Annotated in this window: 23 protein-coding genes; 9 read left to right on the top strand and 14 right to left on the bottom strand. The window is 63.1% G+C overall.

The annotated features are described in order from the left end of the window. The first annotated feature begins 136 nt into the window (after positions 1 to 136). The 7 genes from hemH to pabB all read left to right on the top strand — a co-directional run bounded on the left by hemH (position 137) and on the right by pabB (position 8704). Complete coding sequence (gene hemH / locus P0D71_RS14670) at positions 137 to 1207, top strand: ferrochelatase (protein WP_408186800.1); 1071 nt, start codon at positions 137 to 139, stop codon at positions 1205 to 1207. A gap of 8 nt (positions 1208 to 1215) precedes the next feature. Continuing rightward, positions 1216 to 1623, top strand: coding sequence for an RNA-binding S4 domain-containing protein (locus P0D71_RS14665; RefSeq protein ID WP_408186799.1), 408 nt, complete (start codon positions 1216 to 1218; stop codon positions 1621 to 1623). 521 nt (positions 1624 to 2144) lie between these two features. Continuing rightward, positions 2145 to 2729 (top strand): nucleotide exchange factor GrpE, encoded by a 585-nt coding sequence (grpE, locus tag P0D71_RS14660; protein WP_091796671.1) that lies wholly within the window; start codon positions 2145 to 2147, stop codon positions 2727 to 2729. Between the two features lie 45 nt (positions 2730 to 2774). Continuing rightward, the gene (locus tag P0D71_RS14655; RefSeq protein ID WP_408480709.1) at positions 2775 to 3221 is read left to right on the top strand and encodes a thioredoxin family protein; all 447 of its coding nucleotides are present in this window, start codon (positions 2775 to 2777) and stop codon (positions 3219 to 3221) included. A 153-nt stretch (positions 3222 to 3374) separates the two neighbouring features. Further along, positions 3375 to 5336 carry a molecular chaperone DnaK gene (gene dnaK, locus P0D71_RS14650; protein WP_091796669.1) on the top strand — a complete coding sequence of 654 codons (1962 nt, stop codon included), beginning with the start codon at positions 3375 to 3377 and terminating at the stop codon, positions 5334 to 5336. Positions 5337 to 5607: 271 nt separating this feature from the next. Then, positions 5608 to 6750, top strand: coding sequence for a molecular chaperone DnaJ (gene dnaJ / locus P0D71_RS14645; protein WP_091796668.1), 1143 nt, complete (start codon positions 5608 to 5610; stop codon positions 6748 to 6750). A 25-nt stretch (positions 6751 to 6775) separates the two neighbouring features. Continuing rightward, entirely contained in the window at positions 6776 to 8704 is a 1929-nt protein-coding gene (pabB, locus tag P0D71_RS14640; protein ID WP_408480707.1) for an aminodeoxychorismate synthase component I, read from the top strand. Between the two features lie 156 nt (positions 8705 to 8860). On the opposite strand, the gene panB is transcribed toward pabB, so the two are convergent. The 7 genes from panB to P0D71_RS14605 all read right to left on the bottom strand — a co-directional run bounded on the left by panB (position 8861) and on the right by P0D71_RS14605 (position 15173). After that, the gene (gene panB, locus P0D71_RS14635) at positions 8861 to 9676 is read right to left on the bottom strand and encodes a 3-methyl-2-oxobutanoate hydroxymethyltransferase (protein WP_408186796.1); all 816 of its coding nucleotides are present in this window, start codon (positions 9674 to 9676) and stop codon (positions 8861 to 8863) included. Positions 9677 to 9714: 38 nt separating this feature from the next. Next, positions 9715 to 10395 (bottom strand): deoxynucleoside kinase, encoded by a 681-nt coding sequence (locus tag P0D71_RS14630; protein ID WP_408301054.1) that lies wholly within the window; start codon positions 10393 to 10395, stop codon positions 9715 to 9717. After that, positions 10392 to 10940, bottom strand: a complete 549-nt coding sequence (folK, locus tag P0D71_RS14625) for a 2-amino-4-hydroxy-6-hydroxymethyldihydropteridine diphosphokinase (protein ID WP_091796664.1) — start codon at positions 10938 to 10940, stop codon at positions 10392 to 10394. Before folK ends, P0D71_RS14630 begins: the two co-directional genes overlap by 4 nt. Before the next feature lie 48 nt (positions 10941 to 10988). After that, positions 10989 to 12578, bottom strand: a complete 1590-nt coding sequence (pcnB, locus tag P0D71_RS14620) for a polynucleotide adenylyltransferase PcnB (RefSeq protein WP_408301052.1) — start codon at positions 12576 to 12578, stop codon at positions 10989 to 10991. After that, positions 12575 to 13261 carry a histidinol-phosphatase gene (locus P0D71_RS14615; protein WP_091796662.1) on the bottom strand — a complete coding sequence of 229 codons (687 nt, stop codon included), beginning with the start codon at positions 13259 to 13261 and terminating at the stop codon, positions 12575 to 12577. The genes pcnB and P0D71_RS14615 overlap by 4 nt, the downstream gene beginning before the upstream one ends. Continuing rightward, complete coding sequence (gene hda / locus P0D71_RS14610) at positions 13254 to 14024, bottom strand: DnaA regulatory inactivator Hda (RefSeq protein ID WP_408301050.1); 771 nt, start codon at positions 14022 to 14024, stop codon at positions 13254 to 13256. Before hda ends, P0D71_RS14615 begins: the two co-directional genes overlap by 8 nt. 72 nt (positions 14025 to 14096) lie before the next feature. Then, positions 14097 to 15173 (bottom strand): AI-2E family transporter, encoded by a 1077-nt coding sequence (locus P0D71_RS14605; RefSeq protein WP_408480705.1) that lies wholly within the window; start codon positions 15171 to 15173, stop codon positions 14097 to 14099. Positions 15174 to 15274: 101 nt separating this feature from the next. Here P0D71_RS14605 and purM point away from each other — a divergent pair, with 101 nt between their 5' ends. Beyond that, on the top strand, positions 15275 to 16342 hold the full coding sequence (gene purM, locus P0D71_RS14600; RefSeq protein ID WP_091796660.1) for a phosphoribosylformylglycinamidine cyclo-ligase: 1068 nt from the start codon (positions 15275 to 15277) through the stop codon (positions 16340 to 16342). A gap of 78 nt (positions 16343 to 16420) precedes the next feature. Here the strand turns inward: purM and miaA are convergent, their stop codons facing one another. Both miaA and mutL read right to left on the bottom strand, forming a co-directional pair. Continuing rightward, the gene (miaA, locus tag P0D71_RS14595) at positions 16421 to 17368 is read right to left on the bottom strand and encodes a tRNA (adenosine(37)-N6)-dimethylallyltransferase MiaA (RefSeq protein WP_408480703.1); all 948 of its coding nucleotides are present in this window, start codon (positions 17366 to 17368) and stop codon (positions 16421 to 16423) included. A 34-nt stretch (positions 17369 to 17402) separates the two neighbouring features. Then, complete coding sequence (gene mutL / locus P0D71_RS14590; RefSeq protein ID WP_408480701.1) at positions 17403 to 19451, bottom strand: DNA mismatch repair endonuclease MutL; 2049 nt, start codon at positions 19449 to 19451, stop codon at positions 17403 to 17405. Between the two features lie 206 nt (positions 19452 to 19657). On the opposite strand from mutL, the gene P0D71_RS14585 reads away from it, so the two are divergent. Next, positions 19658 to 20329, top strand: coding sequence for a DedA family protein (locus P0D71_RS14585; RefSeq protein ID WP_091796657.1), 672 nt, complete (start codon positions 19658 to 19660; stop codon positions 20327 to 20329). 161 nt (positions 20330 to 20490) lie between these two features. On the opposite strand, the gene P0D71_RS14580 is transcribed toward P0D71_RS14585, so the two are convergent. From P0D71_RS14580 to P0D71_RS14560, 5 genes are all read right to left on the bottom strand, one after another. Beyond that, positions 20491 to 21303 carry a mechanosensitive ion channel family protein gene (locus tag P0D71_RS14580; protein WP_408301042.1) on the bottom strand — a complete coding sequence of 271 codons (813 nt, stop codon included), beginning with the start codon at positions 21301 to 21303 and terminating at the stop codon, positions 20491 to 20493. A gap of 234 nt (positions 21304 to 21537) precedes the next feature. Further along, entirely contained in the window at positions 21538 to 21912 is a 375-nt protein-coding gene (locus P0D71_RS14575; RefSeq protein ID WP_408301040.1) for a hypothetical protein, read from the bottom strand. Between the two features lie 315 nt (positions 21913 to 22227). Then, positions 22228 to 24018: a chloride channel protein gene (locus P0D71_RS14570; protein WP_408480699.1), complete on the bottom strand. Its 1791-nt coding sequence runs from the start codon at positions 24016 to 24018 to the stop codon at positions 22228 to 22230. A 48-nt stretch (positions 24019 to 24066) separates the two neighbouring features. After that, on the bottom strand, positions 24067 to 24480 hold the full coding sequence (locus P0D71_RS14565; RefSeq protein ID WP_091796653.1) for a MarR family winged helix-turn-helix transcriptional regulator: 414 nt from the start codon (positions 24478 to 24480) through the stop codon (positions 24067 to 24069). A gap of 85 nt (positions 24481 to 24565) precedes the next feature. Next, complete coding sequence (locus P0D71_RS14560; RefSeq protein ID WP_408480697.1) at positions 24566 to 25729, bottom strand: HPP family protein; 1164 nt, start codon at positions 25727 to 25729, stop codon at positions 24566 to 24568. Positions 25730 to 25786: the final 57 nt, after the last annotated feature.

Below are 25786 nucleotides of genomic sequence, written 5' to 3'. Positions count from 1 at the left end.
AATAATGCGTCACGGCGCGCGGCTTGCCAATTGGCCGAATGGCCAGGGGTGTCCGGCGGACCGGTGCATGAAGCACGCCGCTATAATGGTTCCCACTTGAACCGCCACTCCGCCTAACCGGTTACTTCTGCTGCCTATGCGCTTCGACCTCGAGCGGCCTTCACAGAACGCCACATCACACCGCGTCGCCGTGCTCCTGATCAATCTCGGCACGCCCGACGCGCCGACGCCGCGTGCGGTTCGCCGCTATCTCGCGCAGTTTCTTTCCGATCCGCGGGTGGTCGAAATTCCGGCGCTGCTCTGGCAGATCATCTTGCGCCTGTTGATTTTGCCGTTCCGCGGCCGCGCCTCCGCCAAGAAATACGCCACAGTGTGGATGCCCGAAGGCTCGCCGCTGCGCGTGTACACCGAGAAGCAGACGGAAGCCTTGCGTCATCTGCTGCAACTGAACGACTACACGGTGCTCGTCGACTACGCGATGCGTTACGGCACGCCGGGCATTCCGGCCATGCTGAACCAGCTCAAGCTGGCGGGCGCCGAACGCGTGCTGCTGATGCCCATGTATCCGCAGTATTCGTCGTCCACCACGGCCACCGCGTTCGACGACGCCTTTTCGGCGCTCAAGCGCATGCGCAATCAGCCGGAAATCCGCACGGTGCGCCAGTACGCCGATCATCCGGCCTACATTGCGGCGCTCGCCGCGCAGGTACATCACTATTGGCATCAGCACGGCCGGCCGGATTTCGCCTCTGGTGACAAGCTGGTGCTGAGCTTTCACGGCGTGCCCAAGCGCACGCTGGATCTCGGCGACCCATACCACGAGCAATGCCAGCAAACCGGCGCGCTGCTGATGCAGGCACTCGAACTGACGCCGGTGGAATGCCGCATCACGTTCCAGTCGCGCTTCGGCAAGGCCGAGTGGCTGCAGCCGTACACCGCACCCACGCTCAAGGAGCTGGGCTCGGCGGGCGTGCGGCGTGCTGATCTGTTCTGTCCGGGCTTTACGGCCGACTGCCTTGAAACCATCGAGGAAATCGGCATGGAGGTGCGCGACGAATTCCTGCACGCGGGCGGCCAGGATTTCCATCGGATTCCCTGCCTGAACGCCTCGCAGGCGTGGATTGCCGCGTTGGGCGAAATCGTTGCGCAGAATTTGCAGGGCTGGCCGGTGCAGGCGCTACCGGTGCCGCACACGACAGGAGCTTGAGCAGGCTCATGAATTACAGGATTTCAACCGAAGCCGGCGCCAAGTTGCGCATCGACAAATGGCTGTGGGCGGCGCGCTTCTTCAAGACGCGTTCGCTCGCGGCGGCGGCCGTCGAAAAAGGACATGTGCGCATTGACGGCGCCAGCGTCAAGCCGGCCAAAGACGTGCGGGTCGGTGACCTGGTCGAGATCGAGATCGAACGGATCGTGTGGCAAGTGGAGGTGCTGGGCGTGTGCGACGTGCGCGGCCCGGCGAGTGTCGCGCAGACGCTTTATGCGGAAACCGAAGAGAGTAAGTTGAAGCGGCAGGTCGAACAGGAGCGGCGCAAGACGTATCGAGAGCCGGCCGCCGCATTGCACGGCCGACCGACCAAGCGCGACCGGCGCACTATCGACAAACTTTCAGGCGGGGATTGAACAGTTGTTCCATGGTCGCGTGCACGCCACCATATTCGGTAGTGTGATCGTTGACAGCCCCGGACATGCAGATGGTCGTGGTGCCCGCAATCAGAACCAATGCGACCACCGAGATTGCAAAGGTCAGTTTCACGCTACTCCCCTCGGGAAGGTTCAGGATAAAGACGGGCGAATCGGGTGAAATTGCAAGATATCGGAAAGGCTTACGTCAGATTAGGGTTAACGCGTCTTTTCCGATGCTTTGTTGGAGCATAGGCCACTTGCCGCCCGCACTCAATCTCAATCTGATTGCGTCGCATTAATGGTTGTAACCAGGCATTTCCGCTGCCCGGCCGTGGTGCGAAAAGATCCGGGAGAACCGCTTGAAATGGTTCTTTCCGGCCTCATCTGCCGTGTTGATTTGCGGTGACTCGCGAAGTTGTCTGTCGCGATTTTGCAACGCACAAACCGCACCAGGCTTGATGCGCTGCCGCCGCCCTCGGCTTTTACCTCGCTTTCACTTTTTAACGACTTTCAGCGACATGGAAAACACGCAAGAGAACCCGACGAGCCAGAATTCCAAGCCCGCCGACGAAACCGCGCGCCAGGCCGCCGAGGCCGCGGCACCTCAGCAGGAAGCCGCTGCGAACGCGGCGACCGACTCGCCGGCAAGCGCCGAGCAAGCGGCACTGGCCGAGGCTCAGGCAAAGATCGCCGAGTTGCAGGAAAGCTTCCTGCGGGCCAAGGCTGAGACTGAAAACGTGCGCCGCCGCGCTCAGGAAGACGTCGCCAAGGCGCACAAGTTTGCAATCGAGACTTTTGCCGAGCATCTGCTGCCGGTGATCGACAGCCTCGAAGCAGCTGTCGCCCATTCGACCGACGATCTGCCGAAAGTGCGCGAAGGCGTCGAACTCACGCTGCGCCAGCTCACTGGCGCGCTGGAAAAGGGTCGCGTCGTCGCCCTGAATCCGGTTGGCGAGAAGTTCGACCCGCATCGCCATCAGGCCATTTCCATGGTTCCGGCCGACCAGGAGCCGAACACGGTGGTGGCCGTGCTGCAAAAGGGCTTCGTAATCGCCGATCGCGTGCTGCGACCGGCACTCGTGACCGTCGCGGCCCCGAAGTAAGCGCGACGAGGCGTTCAGAAGCCGTTTAGTCTGGCAGGCGTCGCCATGGCCAATATTCCCGTCGACGCCACCGCGTTCGCGGCCTTCGAGATGCAGGAGCTCAGCGCGGAGTCATTCGACGCCGGGCTCGCCGGAGCGGGCGATGAACTGGCCGTGGTGTTTTTCTGGGGTCTCGACTGCTTTAACTGCGAGATTGCCAAGAAGGCCATGCTGGCGCAGCCGGACGCGATTCGCGCTCTCGGTCTCAAATGGTTTCACAGCAACGTTTACGAGCATCGCGAACTGGGGCGGCGCTTCACGCTGCACGGCGTGCCCACATGGTTCTTTTTTTACCGCGGCAAGCGGCTCGGCCGGGCAACCGGCTGGCATGGCCTCGGGCAGTTCCAGGCCGCGGTTGCGGCCGCACGGGAAAAAATCCGGGTGGCTGATGCTGCAAAAACCGCCGGCCCGCAAGCCGATGGAACAATTTCGGGCGAAAGTTCGCCCGATTGAAAAAAATTAAAGACCGCATCGTAAAAGAGGTCTTGAAAACGATGCGGACGCACTTATGTTGAGTGCAGGTAGGAATTGAGAGCGGATCGCCTTACCGCCAGCAGGGCAAACAAGGCGCTTCCCGCAGCGATCAAAGTCAGGAGATTAGTAAAAATGGGCAAAATCATCGGCATCGACCTCGGCACGACCAACTCGTGCGTGGCGATCATGGAAGGCAATTCGGTCAAGGTGATCGAGAATTCGGAAGGCGCGCGCACCACGCCGTCGATCATCGCTTACATGGAAGACGGCGAGATTCTCGTCGGCGCGCCTGCGAAGCGTCAGTCGGTCACGAACCCGAAGAACACGCTGTACGCGGTCAAGCGCCTGATCGGCCGCCGCTTCGAAGAAAAAGAAGTGCAGAAAGACATCGGCCTGATGCCGTACAAGATCATGAAAGCCGACAACGGCGACGCATGGGTCGAAGTGCGCGATCAGAAGCTCGCTCCGCCGCAAATTTCGGCTGAAGTGCTGCGCAAGATGAAGAAGACCGCTGAAGACTACCTCGGCGAGCCGGTCACGGAAGCCGTGATCACGGTTCCCGCGTACTTCAACGACAGCCAGCGTCAGGCGACCAAAGACGCAGGCCGCATCGCCGGTCTGGAAGTGAAGCGGATCATCAACGAACCGACCGCAGCCGCTTTGGCATTCGGTCTGGACAAGGCCGAAAAGGGCGACCGCAAGATCGCGGTGTATGACCTGGGCGGCGGTACGTTCGACGTGTCGATCATCGAAATCGCCGACGTTGACGGTGAAATGCAGTTCGAAGTGCTGTCCACGAACGGCGATACGTTCCTGGGCGGTGAAGACTTCGACCAACGCATCATCGACTACATCATCGGCGAGTTCAAGAAGGAACAGGGCGTCGATCTGTCGAAAGACGTGCTCGCGCTGCAGCGCCTCAAGGAATCGGCTGAAAAGGCCAAGATCGAGCTGTCGTCGAGCCAGCAAACCGAAATCAACCTGCCGTACATCACCGCCGACGCATCGGGTCCGAAGCATTTGAACCTGAAAATCACGCGTGCGAAGCTGGAAGCGCTGGTTGAAGAGCTGATCGAACGCACCATTGAACCGTGCCGCGTGGCAATCAAGGACGCAGGCGTGAAGGTCGGCGAAATCGACGACGTGATTCTGGTCGGCGGTATGACCCGCATGCCGAAGGTGCAGGAAAAGGTTAAGGAATTTTTCGGCAAGGACCCGCGCCGTGACGTGAACCCGGACGAAGCCGTGGCCGTCGGCGCCGCGATTCAAGGCCAGGTTCTGTCGGGCGACCGCAAGGACGTTCTGCTGCTCGACGTGACCCCGCTGTCGCTCGGCATCGAAACGCTCGGCGGCGTGATGACGAAGATGATCAACAAGAACACCACGATCCCGACCAAGCACGCACAGGTCTACTCGACGGCTGATGACAATCAGGGCGCCGTGACGATCAAGGTGTATCAGGGCGAACGCGAAATGGCAGCCGGCAACAAGCTGCTGGGCGAGTTCAACCTCGAAGGCATTCCGCCGGCACCGCGCGGCACGCCGCAGATCGAAGTGAGCTTCGACATCGACGCGAACGGCATTCTGCACGTCGGCGCGAAAGACAAGGCGACCGGCAAGGAAAACCGCATCACGATCAAGGCGAACTCGGGTCTGTCCGAAGCCGAAATCGAGAAGATGGTGAAGGACGCCGAAGCGAACGCGGAAGAAGATCACAAGCTGCGTGAGCTGGCCGACGCCCGCAACCAGGGCGACGCGCTGGTCCACAGCACGAAGAAGGCGCTCACCGAATACGGCGACAAGCTCGAAGCTTCCGAGAAGGAAAAGATCGAAGCCGCGCTCAAGGACCTCGAAGAAACGCTGAAGAGCGGTTCGAGCGACAAGGCCGCGATCGAAGCCAAGATCGAAGTGGTGGCCACCGCCTCGCAGAAAATGGGCGAGAAGATGTACGCCGACATGCAGGCTGCGCAAGGCGCGGAAGCCGCGGCAGCAGGCGCGGCGGGTGCGGGCGGCGCAGGTGCATCGGCGGGTGGCGCGAGCCAGCAGCAGGACGACGTGGTCGACGCCGAGTTCAAGGAAGTCAAGAAAGACTAAAGCCAGGTCGCATTTCGACCGTAAAGCCGCACACAGCAATGTGTGCGGCCCGGCTGCACAAGGGATTGCGTCCAACCGGGCGACATGAACGTGCGAAAGCGGTTATCGCGCCTGGCGAGCCTTTTGGGGCTCTCCGGGCACATTTGTTTTATGGAGGGCGTTGTTTTCAGGCCATGTTGAAAGGGCATGAAACAGCGGCCGGACGAGTCGTTAGACTCCAGCATTCAAGAGGAGCCACCGCGTCGCATTGCGCGAGTGGCGTTGAACCGATATGGCGAAACGGGATTACTACGAGGTTCTGGGCGTCGCAAAGAACGCGAGCGACGACGAAATCAAGAAGGCTTATCGCAAGCTCGCGATGAAGCACCACCCCGACCGCAATCCGGGCAACAAGGATGCGGAAGGGCATTTCAAAGAGGTGAAGGAAGCCTATGAAATGCTGTCGGACTCGCAAAAGCGTGCCGCGTACGACCAGTACGGCCACGCGGGCGTCGATCCGAACATGGGCGGTGCCGGAGCGCAAGGCTTTGGCGGTTTTGCCGACGCATTCGGCGATATTTTTGGCGACATCTTCGGCCAGGCAGCCGGTGGCGCCGCGCGTGGCGGTGGCGGCCGCGCGGGCCCGCAGGTGTACCGCGGTGCCGATCTGCGCTACAGCATGGAAATCACGCTCGAACAGGCCGCACACGGCTACGACACGCAGATCCGCGTGCCGAGCTGGGTCTCGTGCGAAATCTGTCACGGTTCGGGTGCCAAGCCCGGCACCAAGCCGGAAACCTGCCCGACCTGTAGTGGTTCGGGTTCGGTGCGGATGTCGCAGGGCTTCTTCAGCATTCAGCAAACCTGCCCGAAGTGCCACGGCACCGGCACCTACATTCCCGACCCATGCGGCCATTGCCACGGCGCGGGCAAGGTGAAGGAAACCAAGACGCTGGAAGTGAAGATCCCGGCAGGTATCGACGACGGCATGCGTATCCGTTCCGCCGGCAATGGCGAGCCGGGCATCAACGGTGGCCCGTCGGGCGATCTGTACGTCGAAATTCATATCAAGCAGCACTCGGTGTTCGAGCGCGACGGCGACGATCTGCATTGCCAGATGCCGATTCCGTTCACCACTGCGGCGCTCGGCGGCGAGATCGAAGTGCCGACCCTTGCGGGCCGCGCCAGCTTCACGGTGCCGGAAGGCACGCAATCGGGCAAGACGTTCCGTCTGCGTGGCAAGGGCATCAAGGGGCTGCGTTCGAGCATTGCCGGCGATCTGTACGTGCACGTGCAAGTCGAAACGCCGGTCAAGCTGACCGAGCCGCAGCGCGATTTGCTCAAGCAGTTCGAAAAGGCGCTGGTCGAGGGCGGTTCGCGGCATAGCCCGCAAAGCAAGAGCTGGTTCGACCGGGTGAAGAGCTTCTTCGATTAATGACAGTTTGATTTTGGCGGTAAGCATGACGGCAGATGAGCACGGCGCGGTTTTCGCATTGCTCGACGATTGCGACGCGTTGCCGGCGCGCCCTTCGAGTCGTCTGTACACGGGGTTTGTGCAGGAATGGGTGTGTGCGGATGCCGCGCAACTCGAAGCCGTGTGCGAGCGCGTGGCTGCGGAAACCCTGCGGGGTTTGCATGCCGTCGTGCTCGCCGACTATGAGTTCGGGCGGGATCTCCTCGGCGCCGAGGCGGATTGGTCTCTGAAAACGCAGCGTGGCGATGCCACGCTGCGTTTTTTATTGTTCGAACGTTGCGAGAAGCGTTCGCGTGAAGAGGTCGACGCGTGGCTCACGGCACGTGACCAGGGCGCGGCCGAGCCATCGGTGGCGGGCACGGCCAACGTGCGCGCGAGCGTCGATCCGCTGCAGTTCAACGCGGCGATCGACGGGGTCCACGCAGCCCTGCGCGTGGGCGATTCCTATCAGGTCAACTACACCTACCGGCTCGGCTTCGACGTGCTCGGCTCGCCCGTCGCGCTATATCGGCGGCTGAGAGCGCGCCAGCCGGTGCGCTACGGTGCGCTGATCGCGTTGCCGGACGGCGATTGGGTGTTGTCGTGCTCGCCGGAGCTCTTCGTCGAAAAGCAGGGCGAGACGTTGCATGCGCGGCCGATGAAAGGCACCGCGCCGCGATCCGACGACCCGGCGGCGGACCGGCGCGCTGCCGAATTCCTGGGCAACGATCCTAAAAACCGCGCCGAAAACGTGATGATCGTCGACCTGTTGCGCAACGATCTGTCGAGGGTGGCGCAGACGGGCTCGGTCAAGGTGCCGGCGCTCTTTTCGGTCGAGCCGTATGCGACGGTCTGGCAGATGACGTCCACTGTGCATGCGGCGTTGCGGCCCGGCACGTCGTTCGCCGGGATACTGCGCGCGCTGTTTCCCTGTGGCTCGATCACGGGCGCGCCGAAGCATCGCACGATGCAATTGATCGATGAACTCGAGAGCACGCCGCGTGGGCTCTATACCGGCGCCATCGGCTGGCTGGATGCGCCCTCGGCGGCCGCGCACACCACGAGTGCCGGCACATCCACACCGGCTGCGAACGAAACCGCCTGCGGTGACTTCTGCCTGTCCGTCGCGATCCGCACGTTGACGCTGAGCCGGTCGGCGCAAACGGGGCAACTGGAAGGCAAGATGGGCATCGGCGCGGGGATCGTGCTCGACAGCGTCGCCGCCGACGAATACGCGGAGTGTCAATTGAAGGCCCGCTTTCTGACCCATGCCGAGCCGGGTTTCGAACTCTTCGAAACAATGTATGCGACGCGCGAAGAGGGCGTGCGGCATTGGTCGCGCCATCTTGCGCGGCTCTCGTCGAGCGCGGCGGTACTCGGCTTCAAACTCGACGATACGATCGCCAACGCCCTTCGCGCGGAGATCGCGGCGAAGTGCGCGGCGCTGCCCGCACAAACTCCGCATCGCATGCGGCTCGCGTTGAGCAAGAACGGCACGGCGAACATCACCGTGGCCGTGCTGACGCCGCTAGCCGACTCCACTGTCGGCGTGTTGCTCGGACCCGATCACGCCTTCCCGGCAACCGACGCCTACGACTTGCTGCTGCGTCACAAAACCACTCGCCGCGCCGAATACGATCGCGGCTGGCGCGAAGCCGAAGCGAAGGGCGCGTTCGACACGCTGTTCTTCAACGGGCAGGGCGAATTGACCGAAGGTGGCCGGTCGAATGTCTTCGTGAAGTTGGCGGGGCGCTGGTGGACGCCGCCGCTTGCGTCGGGCGTGCTGCCAGGCGTGATGCGCAGCGTTTTGCTCGAGGAGGCGTCGGGTCTGCAGGCGGCCGAACGTGTGCTCACCCGAACCGATCTGCAAAACGCCGAAGCGCTGATGGTGTGCAATGCACTGCGAGGCGCGCTGCCGGCGCGGATCGTGGACTGAGAGAGGCGCGCCGCCACGGGCTGGGACAGGTCGACCGGTCGCCAGAGAAAGACAACCGGCCTTGTATGCGTTTGAACGCGATATCGGATACGCGCCAAAGCGAACGACAACGGGCACGAAACGGCCCGTTCCGCTCGATCCTCTAACGCTCGAAACTCAGAACGTGTGCTCCGGCCCAGGGAACGAGCCGTCCTTCACGGCAGCGACATAAGCTTCCACGGCCGCGAGAATACTCGGCTGCCCCTGCATGAAATCCTTCACGAAGCGCGGCCGTTTGCCGGGGAAAATGCCCAGCATGTCGTGCAGCACCAGCACCTGACCCGAACAGTCCAGTCCCGCGCCGATACCAATCGTCGGAATGCGCAGTTGCTTCGTGACGTCGCTTGCGAGCAGCGTCGGGATCGCTTCCATCACGATCAATTGCGCGCCGGCCGCCTGCACGGCGAGCGAGTCGCGAAGCAACTGCGTCGCGCCCGCTTCGGTCTTGCCTTGCACCTTGAAGCCGCCGAACGCATGCACCGATTGCGGCGTCAGGCCGACGTGCGCGCACACGGGAATCGAGCGCTCCACGAGGAAGCGCACCGTGTCCGCGAGCCATTCGCCGCCCTCGAGCTTCACCATTTGCGCGCCGGCGCGCATCAATTCAACCGAGCTTCTGAATGCCTCTTCCGGCGTGCCGTAAGTGCCGAACGGCAAGTCGGCCACGATCAGCGCCGCGGGCCGCGCGCGCGCCACGCTAGCCGTGTGATACGCGATGTCGGCGAGCGACACGGGCAGGGTGGTCGTCTGGCCTTGCAGCACGTTGCCGAGCGAGTCGCCGATCAGCAGCACGTCGACGCCCGCGCGGTCCAGCAGCGCGGCGAAGCTCGCGTCGTAACAGGTGAGCATGGCGATTCTTTCGCCGGCGTCGCGCATTGCCTGCAGTTTCGGCACGGTGATAGCGTTCCGGCTCGCTTCCTGCAAATAGGTCATGGGTCAATCCGTTGAGAAAAAAGAGGTGGCCACGCCGCTCAGAGCGACGTGCCTTTGACAAAGAATTCCTTGCGGCCGCGCATGGTTTCAATGCGTTCGGCGAGCAGCGCAAGGTCCGCGTCGGAGTCGAGCGGATTCAGGTGTTCGGCGTTGACCGTTAGCACGGGCGTGCGGTCGTAGTGATAGAAAAACTCGTTGTACGCATCGCACAGGGCGTGCAGATAGGCGTCGGAAATCTGCAGCTCCATCGGCACGGCGCGCTTCTGGATACGCGCGAACAGCACCTCAGGGCTCGCCTGCAGATAGACGACGAAGTCCGGCGCCGGCGCGCTGGCTTCGATACGCGCGGCAAGCGCGCGATACAACTGCCACTCGTCTTCCTGCAGCGTCAGACGCGCGAAGATGTCGTTCTTCTGCGTCATGAAATCGGCGATCAGCGGCGTGCCCGACAGGTGCGCCGCGCTTACGTCCTGAGCCTGCTGCGCGCGTTGCAACGCGAAGTGCAGTTGTGTGGGTAACGCGTAACGCGCGGTGTCGCGGTAAAAACGTTCGAGAAAAGGATTGTCCTGCGGCCGTTCGAACAGTTCCTGCATCGACCAGCGCTGCGCAAGGCGCCGTGCGAGCGACGTCTTGCCGACGCCGATCGGCCCTTCGATCGCGAGATAGCCGAACGGCGGCCGCAGTTGCGGTGCCGTGACGGTGAGCGGCGATGAATTCATTCGCAGGGGCCCTTGCCGGCAGTGCCTTCACCGGCGGTCAATGCATTGAGCATAGGACACTGGCAAGGCCCTTTCACCTTCTCGATGCGCTGATCGCTCACGCCGCTGAGCAGCGCCTCGGCGCGGCCATGTTGCGGAATGACCAGTGCGGCGTCGATCTCGACGAGCGGCACCAGCGCGAAGGCGCGTTCGGTCAGGCGAGGATGCGGCACGATCAGATCGGCTTCGTCGATCGATTGATCGCCGAACAGCAGAATGTCCAGATCGAGCGTGCGCGGTGCGTTGCGAAACGGCCGCTCACGGCCGAACTGATGCTCGATCTTGTGGCATAGCGCAAGCAGATGCCGCACGGGGAGCGTCGTATCGACCTTCACGACGCAGTTGAAATAGTCGTCACCGCCCGCGTCGATCGGGGCAGTGCGATACAGGCTCGACTTGGCGAGCACGGTGATGGTGTGCTGTTGTGCGAGGCACACCACCGCGTCTTTCAGGGTCTGGCGCGCGTCCCCGAGATTCGCGCCGAGGCCGAGATAAGCAACCGTCATGGCATAACTTCCTGCAACTATCGTTCGACGGCAACAGCCAACGCTGTGTCAGTCTTCGTGCGAGCCATTATGGCCTGCTTCGTCGGCTGTGCGTTCGGCTGGCGTGCCGCCCTCCAATCCGTCGCCCGGCTTGCGGCTTCTCGCGCCACTGCTGCGCCGCCGTCGTTTTCTGGGGCTTCGGTCCTTCCCGCCTTGCGTGAGCAATGTCTCACGTGCGGCGATGTCTCCGTCTATGAACTCCGTCCACCACGCACCGACCGACTCATCGAGTTCGCCCGATTCGCAGCGCAACAGGAGGAAATCATACCCCGCTCTAAATCTTTGGTGTTCCAGCAGCTTCAGCGCGCTTCTTCCCGAGCGTTTCTCGAGGCGTAACTGCAGACCCCAGATCTCGCGCATATCCGATGAAAAGCGCTTGTGGATCGCGAGTTTCTCGGTTTGCATGTCGAGCACCTCGTCCATTGCGCGATGCAGTGCGGGGACCGGATATTCGCCGTTCGCTTCGAATTTTTGCCAACGCTGCTGCACGTCGTGCCACAACAACGTGGCGAACAGGAAGCCCGGCGACACCGGTTTGCCGGCGCGCACGCGGGCATCCGTGTTGTTCAACGCAAGCGTGATGAATTTCTCGCCGATGGGTTGTTCGAGCACCACGTCGAGCAAGGGCAGCAGGCCATGATGCAGGCCTTCCTGCCGGAGGCGTTTCAAACACGCGAGCGCATGGCCGGAGAGCATCAGCTTGAGCATCTCGTCGAACAGGCGCGCGGCGGGCACGTTGTTGATCAGATCAGCCATGTTGGCGATCGGCTCGCGGGTGCTGTCCTCGATCTCGAAGTCGAGCTTCGCCGCGAAACGCACCACGCGCAGCATGCGCACCGGATCTTCGCGGTAACGCGTGGCCGGGTCGCCGATCATGCGCAACAGACGCGCGCGCATGTCGGCCATGCCGTTGTGATAATCCAGCACGGTTTGCGTGGCCGGATCGTAGTACATCGCGTTGATCGTGAAGTCGCGGCGCGTGGCGTCTTCGTGCTGCTCGCCCCACACGTTGTCGCGCAGCACGCGGCCGCTTGCATCCACGGCGTGGGTGCGGCGATCGAGTTCGTCGCGCTTCAGGCGGCGCGGCGGCGCCGCGTCTGCCGCGGGTGGATCGACCAGTGCGCGGAACGTGGAGGTTTCGATGATTTCCTGGCCGAACTGCACATGCACGATCTGAAACCGCCGACCGATAATGCGCGCGCGGCGGAACAGCTTCTGCACCTGTTCAGGCGTGGCATCGGTCGCGACGTCGAAGTCTTTCGGTTTGATGCCGAGCAGCAGATCGCGCACCGCACCGCCGACGATGAACGCGCGGTGCCCGGCCTGTTGCAGACCCTCGGTCACGCGAATCGCGTTCCGCGAGATGAGCGACTGGTCGATGCCGTGCACGTCGTGCGGAATGATGACCGGCACGTCCGGGTCGCGTACGGTTTTCGCGGGCACGCTGGCGCGGGTGGGCTTGCGGCGCGCTTTGCTCGCGCCTGACGGAGTGCGCGCCGGCGCGTTGCCGGTTTCGTCTGCTTCGGCTTCGGCGGGCAGGGTGTCGTCAGCGGGTGCCGCGTCCTGGCCGAATAGCTTGCGGATAAATTTTTTGATCACGAGGGTTGGAAGAGTTCGAGGATGCGCCAGCCTTTGGCCTGCGCATGGGCGCGCAATGTGTCGTCGGGATTGGTCGCGATCGGGTCCGTGACTTTTTCGAGCAGCGGGATGTCGTTGTGCGAATCGCTATAGAAATAGCTGTGCTCGAAGTCGCTCCACGTCTTGCCGAGCGAGGCGAGCCACGCTTCGGTGCGCACGATCTTGCCTTCCTTGTAGCTCGGCGTGCCGGTGGGGCGCCCGGTGTACGGCGAATGCGGCTCGCCGTCGACGGTTTCCGCTTCGCAGGCGATCAGCGTGTCGACGCCGAATGCCTGCGCGATCGGGCGGGTGATGAATTCGTTGGTGGCGGTGACCACGCAGCACAGGTCGCCGGCTTCCTGGTGCTGCTTCACCAACTCCTGCGCCACGGGGAAGATCGCCGGCTTGATGACTTCGTGCATGTACTGCGCGTGAAAGTCGGCGAGCTGCGCGCGCGTGTACTTCGACAGCGGCGTGAGCATGGCGATCAGATAGGCGTGAATGTCGAGCCGGCCGGCTTTGTAGTCGGCGAAAAAGCGGTCGTTTTCACGGGCGAAATTTTCGGCGTCGACCATGCCGTGTTTCACCATGAAGCGGCCCCATTCGTGGTCGCTGTCGGTGGGGATGAGCGTGTGGTCGAGGTCGAAGAGTGCGAGGTTAGCCATGGGGGCCTATTTTACTTGAAGCGGCGGATGAAGCGGATGAGCTCGCCGAGTTGGGCGCGGCACGCCGTTCTTCGGCGTCCGGCGAGGCCAGCATGGTGCGCAACAGTGGCAGCGTGACCGCGCGTTTCTGTTCGAGCGAAAAGCGGTCGAGCGCGTCGAGCAGCGCCATCAGGCTCGGCATGTCGCGGCGAAAATGGGTGAGCAGGTAGGCCGGCACGTCGTCGGCGAGCATGATGCCGCGCTCGCGTGCCGCGTGTTTGAGGACCGCGGCCTTGCCTTCGTCGGGCAGCGGCGCGAGATGGAACACGAGGCCCCAGCCGAGGCGCGTGCGTAAATCCTCGCGCACCGTCATACCGATGGGTGGCGCGTTGCCCGCGGCGACGAGTGCGCTGGTGGGATGCGCGCGCACTTCGTTGAACAGGTTGAAAACGGCGATTTGCTGTGCGGCGGAGAGTGCGTCGCAATCGTCGATCGCATACAGGGCGACGCGCGGGTCGAAACTGAAGGCGGCGAGGCTGCTCTGCGGGCCGGCGAAGCGCGCGTGCCCCGGCGACGCTTCGTGCACGAGCGCCTGCAGCAGATGCGTGCGGCCGCTGCCGGACTCGCCCCAGATGTAGAAGGTGCGATCGGCGACCGGCCCGGCGGCGAGCGCGTTTTCGAGCTCGCGCAGGCGCGTGACCAGCTCGGCGTTGGCGCCGGCGAAGAAATTGTCGAATGTCGATGGCGGCGGGGTGCCGAGATCGAGCGTCAGTTGACGAAGCACAGTAGGTTAATGCCGAAAATGAGGCTAAGCCGCAAATGGCCCGTCACGCGGGCCGGAATAGTCAACAAGCAGTCAGTTCTTATAAAGCGTGCTCGTCAGATAGCTTTGGCGCAACTCGCGCATGGCGACCGACAGGATCGCGCTGACCGGCAACGCCAGCAATACGCCGAAAAAGCCGAACAGCTGCCCGAACGCGAGCAACGCGAAAATCACCGCGAGCGGGTGCAGGCCGATCCGTTCGCCCACCAGACGCGGCGTGAGGAAAAAACTCTCCAGGATCTGGCCGACACCGTAAATCAGCGCGACCGCGCCGAAGCCGTACCAGTCGCCGAATTGCAGCAGCGCCGCGAGCAGCGCCAGCGCGAGCCCGGTGGCAAACCCGATGTACGGGATGAACACCGCGAGCCCCGTGAAGATCCCGACCGGCAACGCGATCTCGAAGCGCGCGAGGCTCAGCGCAATCGCATAGTATGCGGCGAGCACGCCCATGACGAGCAACTGGCCGCGCAGATATTGCGACAGCATCTGGTCCATGTCGCGCGCGAGTTGCAGCGTCTTGTCGAGCCAGCGGCGCGGCACCACGATCTGTATGCGGGCGAGCATGCGGTTCCAGTCGTACAGCAGGTAGAACAGCACGAGCGGCACCATCACCACGTTGCCGACCACCGTCATCATGACATTGCCGCTCGTGCGGATGGAGGTCCACGCATACATCGCCACCGTCTGCGCGCTGCCTTCGAGCTGCCCCATCACGAGATCGCGGATACTGGCGAAGTCGAGCGAATCGGCGAGGCCCAGCATGGCCAGCTTGGGTTGCAGCCAGGCGTTCACGTGCGCGAACAGCACGGGTACCTGCTGCCGCAACTGCGGCCCTTCTTTCTGGATGACGGCGAGCACCAGCAGCACGAGCAAGGTCATCAGCAGCGTGAAGAACAGCATCATGAGCAACGCCGCAAGACCGCGCGGCACGCGCCGGCGCACCATCCACGCGACGCCCGGCTGCAGAATGTACGCGAGAATCGCACCGAGCAGAAACGGCGTGAGAACCGGACTCAGCAGCCAGAGCAGTATGCCGATGCCTAGCGCAATGGCAAGCCAGGTGAAGGCGCGGCGCTGGACAGGCGTCGGAATCGAGGAGTTCTCTTGCAAGGTTGTTTCCCAGGTGTCGTTCGGGACCGGATGATTCAAATTCCAGCCAGTCGGCCGGCATCGGGTAAAATCGCATTTTACCGACCTTCGAGCTCGTCCCCATGAATCAACCGAAATCCGCCCCGAATTCAACTGGTTCGGCCCAAGGGTTGTCGTATCGCGACGCCGGCGTGGACATCGACGCGGGCGACGCCCTTGTCGACGCGATCAAGCCCTTTGCCAAAAAGACGATGCGCGACGGCGTGCTGGGCGGCATCGGCGGATTCGGCGCGCTGTTCGAAGTGCCGAAGAAGTATAAAGAGCCGGTGCTCGTGTCCGGCACCGACGGCGTCGGCACCAAGCTGCGCCTCGCCTTTCAACTGAACAAACACGACACCGTCGGCCAGGATCTGGTGGCGATGAGCGTGAACGACATTCTCGTGCAAGGCGCCGAGCCGCTGTTTTTCCTCGACTATTTCGCTTGCGGCAAGCTGGACGTCGGCACGGCGGCAACGGTCGTGAAGGGTATCGCGCACGGCTGCGAACTGTCCGGTTGCGCGCTGATCGGCGGTGAGACGGCGGAAATGCCGGGCATGTACCCCGACGGCGAATACGATCTGGCCGGTTTCGCGGTCGGCGCGGTGGAAAAGAGCAAGATTATCGACGGCAGCACGATTGCCCCGGGCGACGTGGTGCTCGGTCTGGCTTCGAGCGGCATCCATTCGAACGGGTTTTCGCTGGTGCGCAAGATCATCGAGCGCGCGCAGCCTGATCTGAACGCTGATTTCGACGGCCGCTCGCTCGCCGACGCGCTGATGGCGCCCACGCATATCTACGTGAAGCCGCTGCTGGCGCTGATGCAGCAAGTCGCCGTCAAGGGTATGGCGCACATCACGGGTGGCGGGCTGGTCGAGAATATTCCGCGCGTGCTGCGTGAAGGTTTGACGGCTGAGCTGGACCATCGCGCCTGGCCGCTGCCGCCGCTGTTCTCGTGGCTGCAAAAGCACGGCGGCGTGGCGGATGCGGAAATGCACCGTGTGTTCAACTGCGGTATCGGCATGGCCGTGGTCGTGTCGGCTGCGGATGCTGACGCTGCAATCGGTTTGCTGTCCGCCGCCGGCGAGCAGGTCTGGAAGATCGGCGTGATTCGCGAAAGCGCGGCCGGTGAGGCTCAGACCGTGGTGGTCTAAAGGCTTCGGGGCCTGTGCGGCGCGCTTTCAGAGTGCGCCGCGCGGGTCAACGCATCAACGCATCAAAGCTTCAAAGTTTCAATCCAACGCTTCAATCGCCTCAAGCACCCGCGCCGTCGCGTGCGGATCGCAGCAATCCACCACCACTCGCTCCGTCATGCTTCGCAGCCATGTGAGCTGCCGCTTGCACAATTGCCGCGTTGCGAAGACCCCCTTGTCGCGCATGGTCGAATAATCGACCGCGCCATCCAGATATTCCCAGACCTGCCGATAGCCCACGCAACGCATGGACGGCATCTCGGGCAATAAGTCGCCGCGCTCGCGCAACTTTACGACTTCATCGACGAAACCGCTGGCCAGCATCGCATCGAAGCGCTTCTCGATCCGCGCATGCAGCACACCGCGATCCGACGGCTCCAGCGCAATCGGCACGAAGCGCCATGCGGCGGCGGCGTCATCCACTCGGGCCGGCGCGGCCAGCAAGGCGGACATGGCCTGCCCGGTCAGCATGTAAACTTCCAGCGCCCGCTGAATGCGCTGTGAATCGTTCGGTGCGAGGCGCGCGGCCGTCACGGGATCGATCGCGGCAAGCCGGGCGTGCATGGCCGGCCAACCCTCGCGTGCGGCGTCGGCATTGAGCGTGGCACGCAGGTCGGCGTCGGCGGCAGGCAGATCGTTGAGCCCCTGGGTGAGCGCCTTGTAGTACAGCATGGTTCCGCCGACCAGCACCGGCAAACGCCCGCGAGCGTGGATTTCACTGGTCAGCCGCAAGGTGTCGGCGCGAAATTGCGCGGCGGAGTAGGCGTCGGTCGGATCGACGATATCGATCAGATGATGCGGCGCCACCGCGCGCTCTTCAGCGGTTGGCTTGGCGGTGCCGATATCCATCTCGCGATAGACCAGCGCCGAATCGACACTGATGATCTCCACCGGACGCCGCGCGGCCAGCGCCAGCGCGGCGGCGGTCTTGCCGGACGCGGTCGGCCCGAGCAGGCACGGGACGGTCGTGGGTGTGCGTGAAGTCATAGGCCAGGCGGTCGCGTGTCGCGGCAGCGTCACGTCACTGACCACGCATGAACAGCCGATCGAGATCGGACAGCGTCAACTGATACCACGTAGGACGTCCGTGATTGCATTGATCGGCACGCTCGGTCGCCTCCATCTGACGCAGCAGCGCGTTCATTTCATCGAGCGTCAGGCGCCGGTTCGCACGCACCGCGTGATGGCACGCGAGCGTGCCGAGCAGTTCGTGCTGACGTTCGGTCAACACGCGCGAGCCGCCAAATGCATGCAGATCGGAGAGGACCGCGCGCGCCAGCGCCTGCAGATCCGCGTCTTTTAGCAACGCCGGCACGGCGCGGATCGCGAGCGTGGTCGGTGACAGCACGGCGAGGTCGAAACCGAGTGCGTCGAGCGTGTCGCGCTCTTCTTCCACGGTGCCGATTTCGATCGGGTCGGCCTGCATCGACAGCGGGATCAGTAGCGGTTGCACGGCAATCGTGCGGTCGGCCAACGCGTTTTTGAACTGCTCGTACAGAATGCGCTCGTGCGCGGCGTGCATGTCGACGATCACCAGACCGTGCGCGTTCTGCGCCAGCACGTAGATGCCGTGGATCTGGCCGAGCGCGAAGCCGAGCGGTTGCTCGTCGGCGGCGTGGAAAGCGGGCGTGGAGTAGGGCGCAGACGCGTTGTACGGCGACGGCGCTTCGCCGGCCGAATCGCGGACCTCGAAAAGCGTGGCGCCTTCCGCTGTGCCGGCATGCGTGTCTTTGCGGCCGAAGAGCGCGTCGTAGAACGCGAGCGGTTGGGCAACCGGCAGCGTGCCTTGCGTCATGCGAGCCTGGCGCATCCAGGTATTGCCGGACTGTGGCGACGATCCGAAGCCGCCTGATGTACCGCTTGATCCACCACCGAAACCGCCTGCACCCGCACCGGGGCTGCCTCCGCCGATGCCCGCACCGCCCAGTGGCGTCGCGCCGAACGAAGCCGGACCGCCAGCGGAGGGCGCCAGATGCGCCGCATGCCCGCCCGCTGTCGTTTCCGGCGACGCGCCCGCATGCCGCGCCAATGCGCGCTGCACGGCGTGAAACACGAACTGGTGGATCGAGCGCGAATCGCGAAACCGTACTTCGATTTTCGACGGATGCACGTTCACATCGACCGCTTCAGGCGGCAGATCGAGAAACAGCACATAGGACGGATAGCGCTCGCCGTGCAGCACGTCTTCATAGGCGGCGCGTACGGCGTGCGTGAGCAGCTTGTCGCGCACAAAACGGCCATTGACGAAGAAGTACTGCTGATCGGCGCGCCCGCGGCTCGCGGTCGGCAGGCCCGCACAACCGTAGACCGCAAGCGGGCCGGCGGATTCGTCGAGCGGCAGATGCGCCGTGGCAAACGTGTCGCCGAGAATCTTCGCGACCCGCACGGGCGGCTCGCTGGCGTTCCAGTGTTCGACGGCCTTGCCGTTATGCAGCACCGAAATCGCGACATCCGGCCGTGCCAGCGCCGCGCGGCGGATCTGTTCGAGGCAGTGGCCGAGTTCGGTCTGCTCGCTTTTCAGAAATTTGCGGCGCGCCGGCGTGTTGAAGTACAACTCGCGGACTTCGATCGTGGTGCCTTGTGTGCCCGCTGCGGGGCTCAGCACGCCGGTTTGCGCATCCACGCGCACCGCGTGCGCCGCGTCGGCCGTGCGGCTCGTAATGGTCATCTGCGCGACAGAAGCGATCGAGGCCAACGCCTCGCCGCGGAACCCCAGCGTGGCCACTGCTTCCAGTTCGGCAAGCGAGCGGATTTTGCTGGTCGCGTGGCGCATCAGCGCTAGCGCGAGTTCGTTCTCGGGGATGCCGCAGCCGTCGTCGGTGATCGAGATGCGCTTCACGCCGCCTTCGTCGAGCAGAATGCGCAGCGACTGCGCGCCCGCGTCGAGCGCGTTTTCCAGCAGTTCCTTGACGACCGACGCAGGCCGCTCGACCACTTCGCCGGCGGCAATCTGACTGATCAGCTGATCGGGAAGGGGCTGGATCGCGCGCAACGGGCGTGGTGCGGGCGCGGCGGCGGAAACCGCGGTCGCGGCGTCGAGGCCGGCAGGCGTTTCGGAGAATTCGGACATGGCGAAATTATAGCGATTCGGCGCGGCAGGCTCGCGGTGCGCTCGAGCGCACCGAAGCGCGGGAGATTTTTAATCGCCGCCGGGCACTTTCTGTATCATGACGCGGTCAATTTGCCGCGGCGAGTGAGCGTTTGCCGCCATCGCCAGCTGGTCTGCTCATACGGCCATTTCCGCCACCGTCACATTCGCTTAATAAAGGATTCTCTTTGGACACGTTGCTACATTTCGTCAACCTTGTCTTGCACATCGACAAGTTCCTCGGAGACTTTATTCACGTGTACGGCGCCTGGGTCTACGCGGTGCTGTTTCTGATCGTGTTCTGCGAAACCGGGCTCGTGATTCTGCCGTTTCTGCCGGGCGATTCGCTGCTGTTCATCGGCGGGGCTTTCTGTGCGACGGGAGAAATGAACATTGGCTTGCTGATCGTGTTGCTGCTCGTAGCGGCCATCAGCGGCAATACCGTCAACTACATGATCGGGCGGGCCATTGGGCCGCGAGTGTTCAATTCGCACATTCCTTTTCTCGAGCGTTTTCTCGATCGCAGCGCGCTGCAGAAGACGCACAACTTCTACGAGAAGCATGGCGGCAAGACTATCGTGCTGGCGCGTTTCATTCCGGTGGTGCGCACCTTCGCGCCGTTCGTTGCGGGTGCATCCGAAATGACGGTGAGCCGGTTTCAGTTGTTCAATTTTGCCGGCGCTTTTTTCTGGGTATTGCTGTTGACGTTGCTCGGTTATTTTTTCGGCAACATTCCGTTTATCCGTCAGTATCTGAATGTGATCGTACTGGTGGGTATCGGTGCTGCGGTTGTACCGGTCGTGCTCGGCGCGTTGTGGAAGATGATGCGCAAGAACGCATCGAATGCGGGAAGCCGCTGAGGTTTTGCCGCAGGGCTAGTCCGATAAAAAACGGCGTCGCGAATCTCGCGACGCCGTTTTTGTTTGGTCTTTCTGAATCGCACTGAATTGACAATTAACAATTGGCAATGCGATTAATTGCGCCGTGTCAGCCGGTGGCGATTCTCGTCGCGCGGCAACACTCAGCTCACTGCACGCGGCGCCAGTGGCGTTTCCGGCGTCGGGTAGCCGGCTTCCTTGAACGTCTGGATGATCGCGCGGTTGGTGTCGAAGTAGACCTGCCAATAGCTCTCATTGTGCGTGTAGGGCCGCACGCAGAGCAGGGGGCCTTCCGGCGTGAAGCCCAGCACTTCGATGTCCGGCGCGGGACTCTCGGCCACGTTCGGAATTTGCGTGACAGCCGCCTTCAGCCGGTTCATCGCATCCGTCGGATCGACGCCATTGGCGATCTTCGCTGTCAGCTCGACGCGGCGCACGGGCAAGAGGCTGTAGTTCGAGATCGTGTCGGAAAATATCTTGTTATTGCCGACGATAGTCGTCACATTGTCCGGCGTCACGATGGTGGTGCCGAACAGACCCAACTCCGAGACCGTGCCGGTCACGCCGCCCGCGGTGACGAAATCGCCGACCTTGAACGGCCGCAGCACCTGCATGAATACGCCCGCGGCGAAGTGGGCAAGCAGGCCGCCCCAAGCGGTGCCAATCGCAAGGCCGAGGCCGGCGAGCAGCGCGGCGAACGAAGTGGTCTGTACACCGAATACCTGAAGGATCGCGAGGATCAGCAGCAGATTCAGCAGTGCGCCGAGAATCGAGCCGAGATAATGCGCCAGCGTGGGATCGACCCTTCCGTTGCGCGCCAGCACCTTGCGCAGCAGGCCAATGATCATGCCGATGAGCCAACGGCCGACGATCCACAGGACGATCGCCCCGACGACCTTGGTGCCGAGGTCGATGCCCCGGGTCATGATGAAGACGCGAACGGTTTCGAGATCCAAGATGTTCCTCGTTGGGTAAGTTGCCTTCGACTGATTGAACAGCGGTGGTGCAATACAGCGGCAAATGCCCGGCGACGGGCGCAAACGGTAACACTCGGTGTTCGGAAGTTATAGGCGACGGCGCGCGCATCCGCAAGGACCGTTCCAGTTCCCTGATGGCTTGATAAGGCTTGTCTGGCGGGAAGAGTCGGCCGCTTTGGCGGACGCGTTCGCAGCGATTGTGATTGGTGCGCGCTACATCGGCAGATGCGATTTCGAATACGGCGACGTTTGAATGACAAGGGTTGCGCCGGTACTGACTTTCGCGAAGTGCGAGCGGCGTGCCACATGGCGCCAGGCGAGCGCGACGATGATCGCGAGCCAGTATGCGCAGGCGCGCTCGAAGAACGCTATCGATGTGCTGAGGTGGCCATAGCGGCTCTGCGAGTCGGCGAACACCAGGAAGGTCAGCGCGGCATCGAGCAGGAACGCGACACACGCCAACGCGCCGAAAATGTGCGAACCATCGAGCGACGCGCCAGGTATGCGGCGGTTGCACAGATGACAGGCGGCCAGCACGAAAGCCAGCAGAGCCAGGTTCGAGAGGAGATCGAACAGAAAATTGGTCATATGGGTGGAATGAAAGCGCGGGGCTGCGGTGTTTTGCCAAAGCGTCTGCTTACGCAGAGTCACAGCGTGCCTTGCTGGACCGGCGGCGATCATTGCACGTCTTTATGTCTCAATAAATGTTCAGGTTCGGAGTCCGTTGTTTCCTGGCTGAGTCGAGAAATTGGCTACGGAAAATGCCGGTGGAGTCATGCGAAATGGCGGCAAAGGCTGTCGGAAATATCCTTTGATCACGTGTTCCCACGTAGTTAGACATTGCCTCGCCTCATTGCAGTCTCTCTCGATCGACACGGCGCTTCGCAAGCCACGCTAACCGGCTCAGCGAAGCGGCGAAAGGCGTCGCTTCGCGGCACGCGTACCCAGACGCCGGAAGCGCTCCTTCTTATGCTCTTCTTCGAAGTGGGCAAGCGACGGTTTCACCAGATCGCTTCGCGATACGATGCCGATGAGTCGCCGTGTGTCGACGTCGTCCACGACGGGCATGCGCTCCAGACCGTGAACGGCGAGCCGTGTTGCGACGAGGCGGCAGGTTTCGCCCGGCAATGCGACCACGGGTATGTGCGTTCCCATCAGTTCAAGCAGCGTTGCCGCGGCGTGCTCGACGTCGTGAGCGGCACTCATGCGCTCGAGGGTCGCGCGGTCGATAACCCCAGTAACCGCGCCGTCCCGAACCACCGGATAGGCTCGATGCTTTTGCGCCGGGCCGAAGTGTCGTGCAAGCGTTTCGTCGATAGTCGCGTGTGCGTCGATCGTTTCGACGTCACGCGTCATGACCTCGTCGACGTAGTGGCGCTCCAACGGATCGACACCATATTCGCGGTAGATGTGATATCCACGGCGCGCGATTTTTTCCGTCATGATCGAGCGGCGCATCACGACTGTCGCGAAGCCGTGCGCGACCAGCGTGGCGGCGAGTAGCGGCAATAGCGCGTTGCTGTCATGGGTCAGGCCGAACGCGAACACGATTGCGGTGAGCGGAGCGCCCAAGGTCGCGCCGAGCGTGGCTGCCATGCACACGAGCGGCCACAGCGCCGGATCGTTGCCCGGCATCAGATGGCTCAACACCACGCCGAGACCGGCGCCCAGCATCAGCAGCGGCGCAAGCACGCCGCCCGAGGTGCCCGAGCCGAGCGCAACGACCCACATGACGGCCTTCACGAGCAGTAGCGCGAGCGCAACCTGAAGCGCCAGATGCAGATGCAGCAGGTCGCCGATGACGTCGTAGCCGACACCCAGCGCGCGCGGCTCGATAAAGCCGCCAATTCCGACGACGAGTCCGCCGAGCGCGGGCCACCACATCCAATGGATACTGAGTTTGCCGAACAGATCTTCGGTCTTGTAGAGCGCGGCGGAGAGGCCCGTTGCCAGCGCGCCTGACAGTAAGCCGGCGATCACGCAGGTGAACAGCGACAACGCGCCGGGCGGCGCTGTTTCGAGCGGAAACAGCGGCCCCGCGCCGAACAGTGCGCCGCGCGCGAAGCCTGCCACCGCGCAGGCGAGCGCGACCGGCAAGAAACTGCGCGGCCGCCATTCGAACAACAGCAACTCGACCGCGAGCAGCACTGCCGCGACCGGCGTGCCGAACACCGCGGTCATGCCGGCTGCGGCGCCGGCGACCAGCAGCGTTTTACGCTCCGCCGCGCTCACGCGCACGCACTGCGCGATCAACGAACCCAAAGCGCCGCCCGTCATGATGATGGGACCTTCCGCGCCGAACGGCCCGCCGCTGCCGATCACGATGCCGGATGACAGCGGCTTGAGGATCGCCACCTTCGGCGACATACGGCTCTTGCCGAACAGGATCGCTTCGATGGCTTCCGGAATGCCGTGGCCGCGAATCTTCTCCGAGCCGTAGCGCGCCATCAGGCCGACGATCAGGCCGCCCGCCACCGGCACCAGCACGACCCAGATGCCTAACGTGTTGTGCGCCGGCGATCGATCCGCGAAGGAAAGCGTGCCGAAGAAAAACAGGTTCGTGAACAGGTGGATCAGATTCAGCAGTACGAAAGCCGCCGCCGTACTGATCACGCCGATGCACGCCGCCAGCAAGGCGATGCCGGGCAGGCGGCGGTTTTCGGCGAAGTCGCGCTTGTGGGTGTCGGCTGTCATGATCGGGACGAGATTGAGGTGAGTGGGCAGTGAGCGGCGTGCCGCGGACTAAAGATCGATTTGCGGCACGTTGAACGCGCCTTCGAGCGACTTCAATTCGGCACGGTGCAGCGCGGCCAGTTTGGCCAGGGTCTTTTCGCCGGGCTTTTGCAGGTGTACTTCCACCTGGCGGCGATCGGTCTCGCTGACCTTGCGTTTGACGAGGCCGAGCGCTTCGCATCGCGATACCAGTGCCACGACACCGTGATGCTGGGCTTGCAGCCGTTCGGCCAATTCGCCGATGGTCGCCCAGTCCCGCTGCGGATAGCCTTTGATGTGTAGAAGCAGCAGATATTGCAAAGGCGTGATGCCTTCGGTTTGGGCGGCCTGTTCGGAGAAGCGTTCGAATCTGCGCATTTGATAGCGGAACTCGGACAACTGCTCGAAATCGGACTTTTCCAGTTCGCGGCGTGGGGTTTTCATTGAAGCGTGGCTTTATCGGGAAATGCCATTTATATCACAACGTGATGTATTTGGGCGTGACGATGGCGCAAGTCGAGACGGGCTGTCAGGCCGCGCGCTGCGACGCTTGCTGTGGCATGCGAGGCTGGCGGTATAAACCGGAGATCAGATTTGCCTGAGTCACCATCCCCGCGAGTTCTCTTGTCTGGCTGTCCAGCACTGGAATGTGGTGGTGTCCAAAGTCAGCGAATAGCGGCACCAGGTCCGCGATGGGCGTGGTGGTGTCGACCGTGCGGACGGGAGTTGTCATCAGCGTGCCGACGGTCGGTTCTTTCGCGCGGCGCCGGCCGAACAACCGGTGTCGAAGCCGTGTGAAAACGCCCGTTTGCCGGCCGCTGCCAAGATCGGCCCGCGTGACGATACCGATCACGTGCCGCTCTTCGTTCGTGACCGGCAGCGCCTTGATGCCGTGACGTTGCAGGATGCTCCACGCAGTCGTTGCGCGCGTCTGCGCCGACACGGCGATCACGTTGCGCGACATGATGTTCGCGCAGGTGATCTCGTCGAAGCTGCGCGCGTAGGTTTGCAACTGCAAGGCGCGCAGCAGGGATTCCAGATCGTCAGGTGCGATGTCGAGCAGTTCGCTTTGCCGCCTGAGCACGGCGTCGAGATCCGCACGCGTGAAGCCGGGCCGCGGCTGAGCGTCCGGATCTGATTTGCTAGCGCCTGGCCGTGCCGAATGGGGATAACGGTGGCCAGTGATCGCGTGATACACGATTGCGGCGCCGAGGAGCGCCGCGGACTGAAGCGCGATCGGCTCGAGCACGAAGCGGTAGCCGAGCGCATGCACGGCCGGTCCGCCCAGCACGGCCGTGAGCGCGACCGCTCCGGATGGCGGATGCACGCAGCGCAGCACGAACATGGCGCAGATCGCGGCGCCGACGGCGACGGGAGCCGCGTGCAGCGGATCGCCGATCCAGCTTGCACAGGCAACGCCGACAGTCGCCGAAACAAGGTTGCCGCCGATGATGGACCACGGTTGCGCAAGCGGACTCGCCGGCACCGCGAACAGCAGCACGGCCGATGCGCCCATGGGCGCCACCAGCAACGGGATATTGCCGCCCGAACCCAGCAGCAGATGCGTGATGGCGGCGGTGAACGCAATGCCTATCAATGCACCGACGCACGAACGCAAACGCTCCCTCCACGCGAGAGCGACGGGCGGCGGTGCGAGGCGGGCGAGCCAGCGGTTGAGGGTAGGGCGGGGCAAGGTCGGTTGCGTTGGGTGAGGTTTGTGGGCTGGCGCGAGGGTTTCAGTGGATGGGCA

Source organism: Paraburkholderia sp. RL17-383-BIF-A, from assembly GCF_046028015.1.
GTDB lineage: Bacteria > Pseudomonadota > Gammaproteobacteria > Burkholderiales > Burkholderiaceae > Paraburkholderia.
This window is presented reverse-complemented; position numbering and strand designations above follow the sequence as displayed.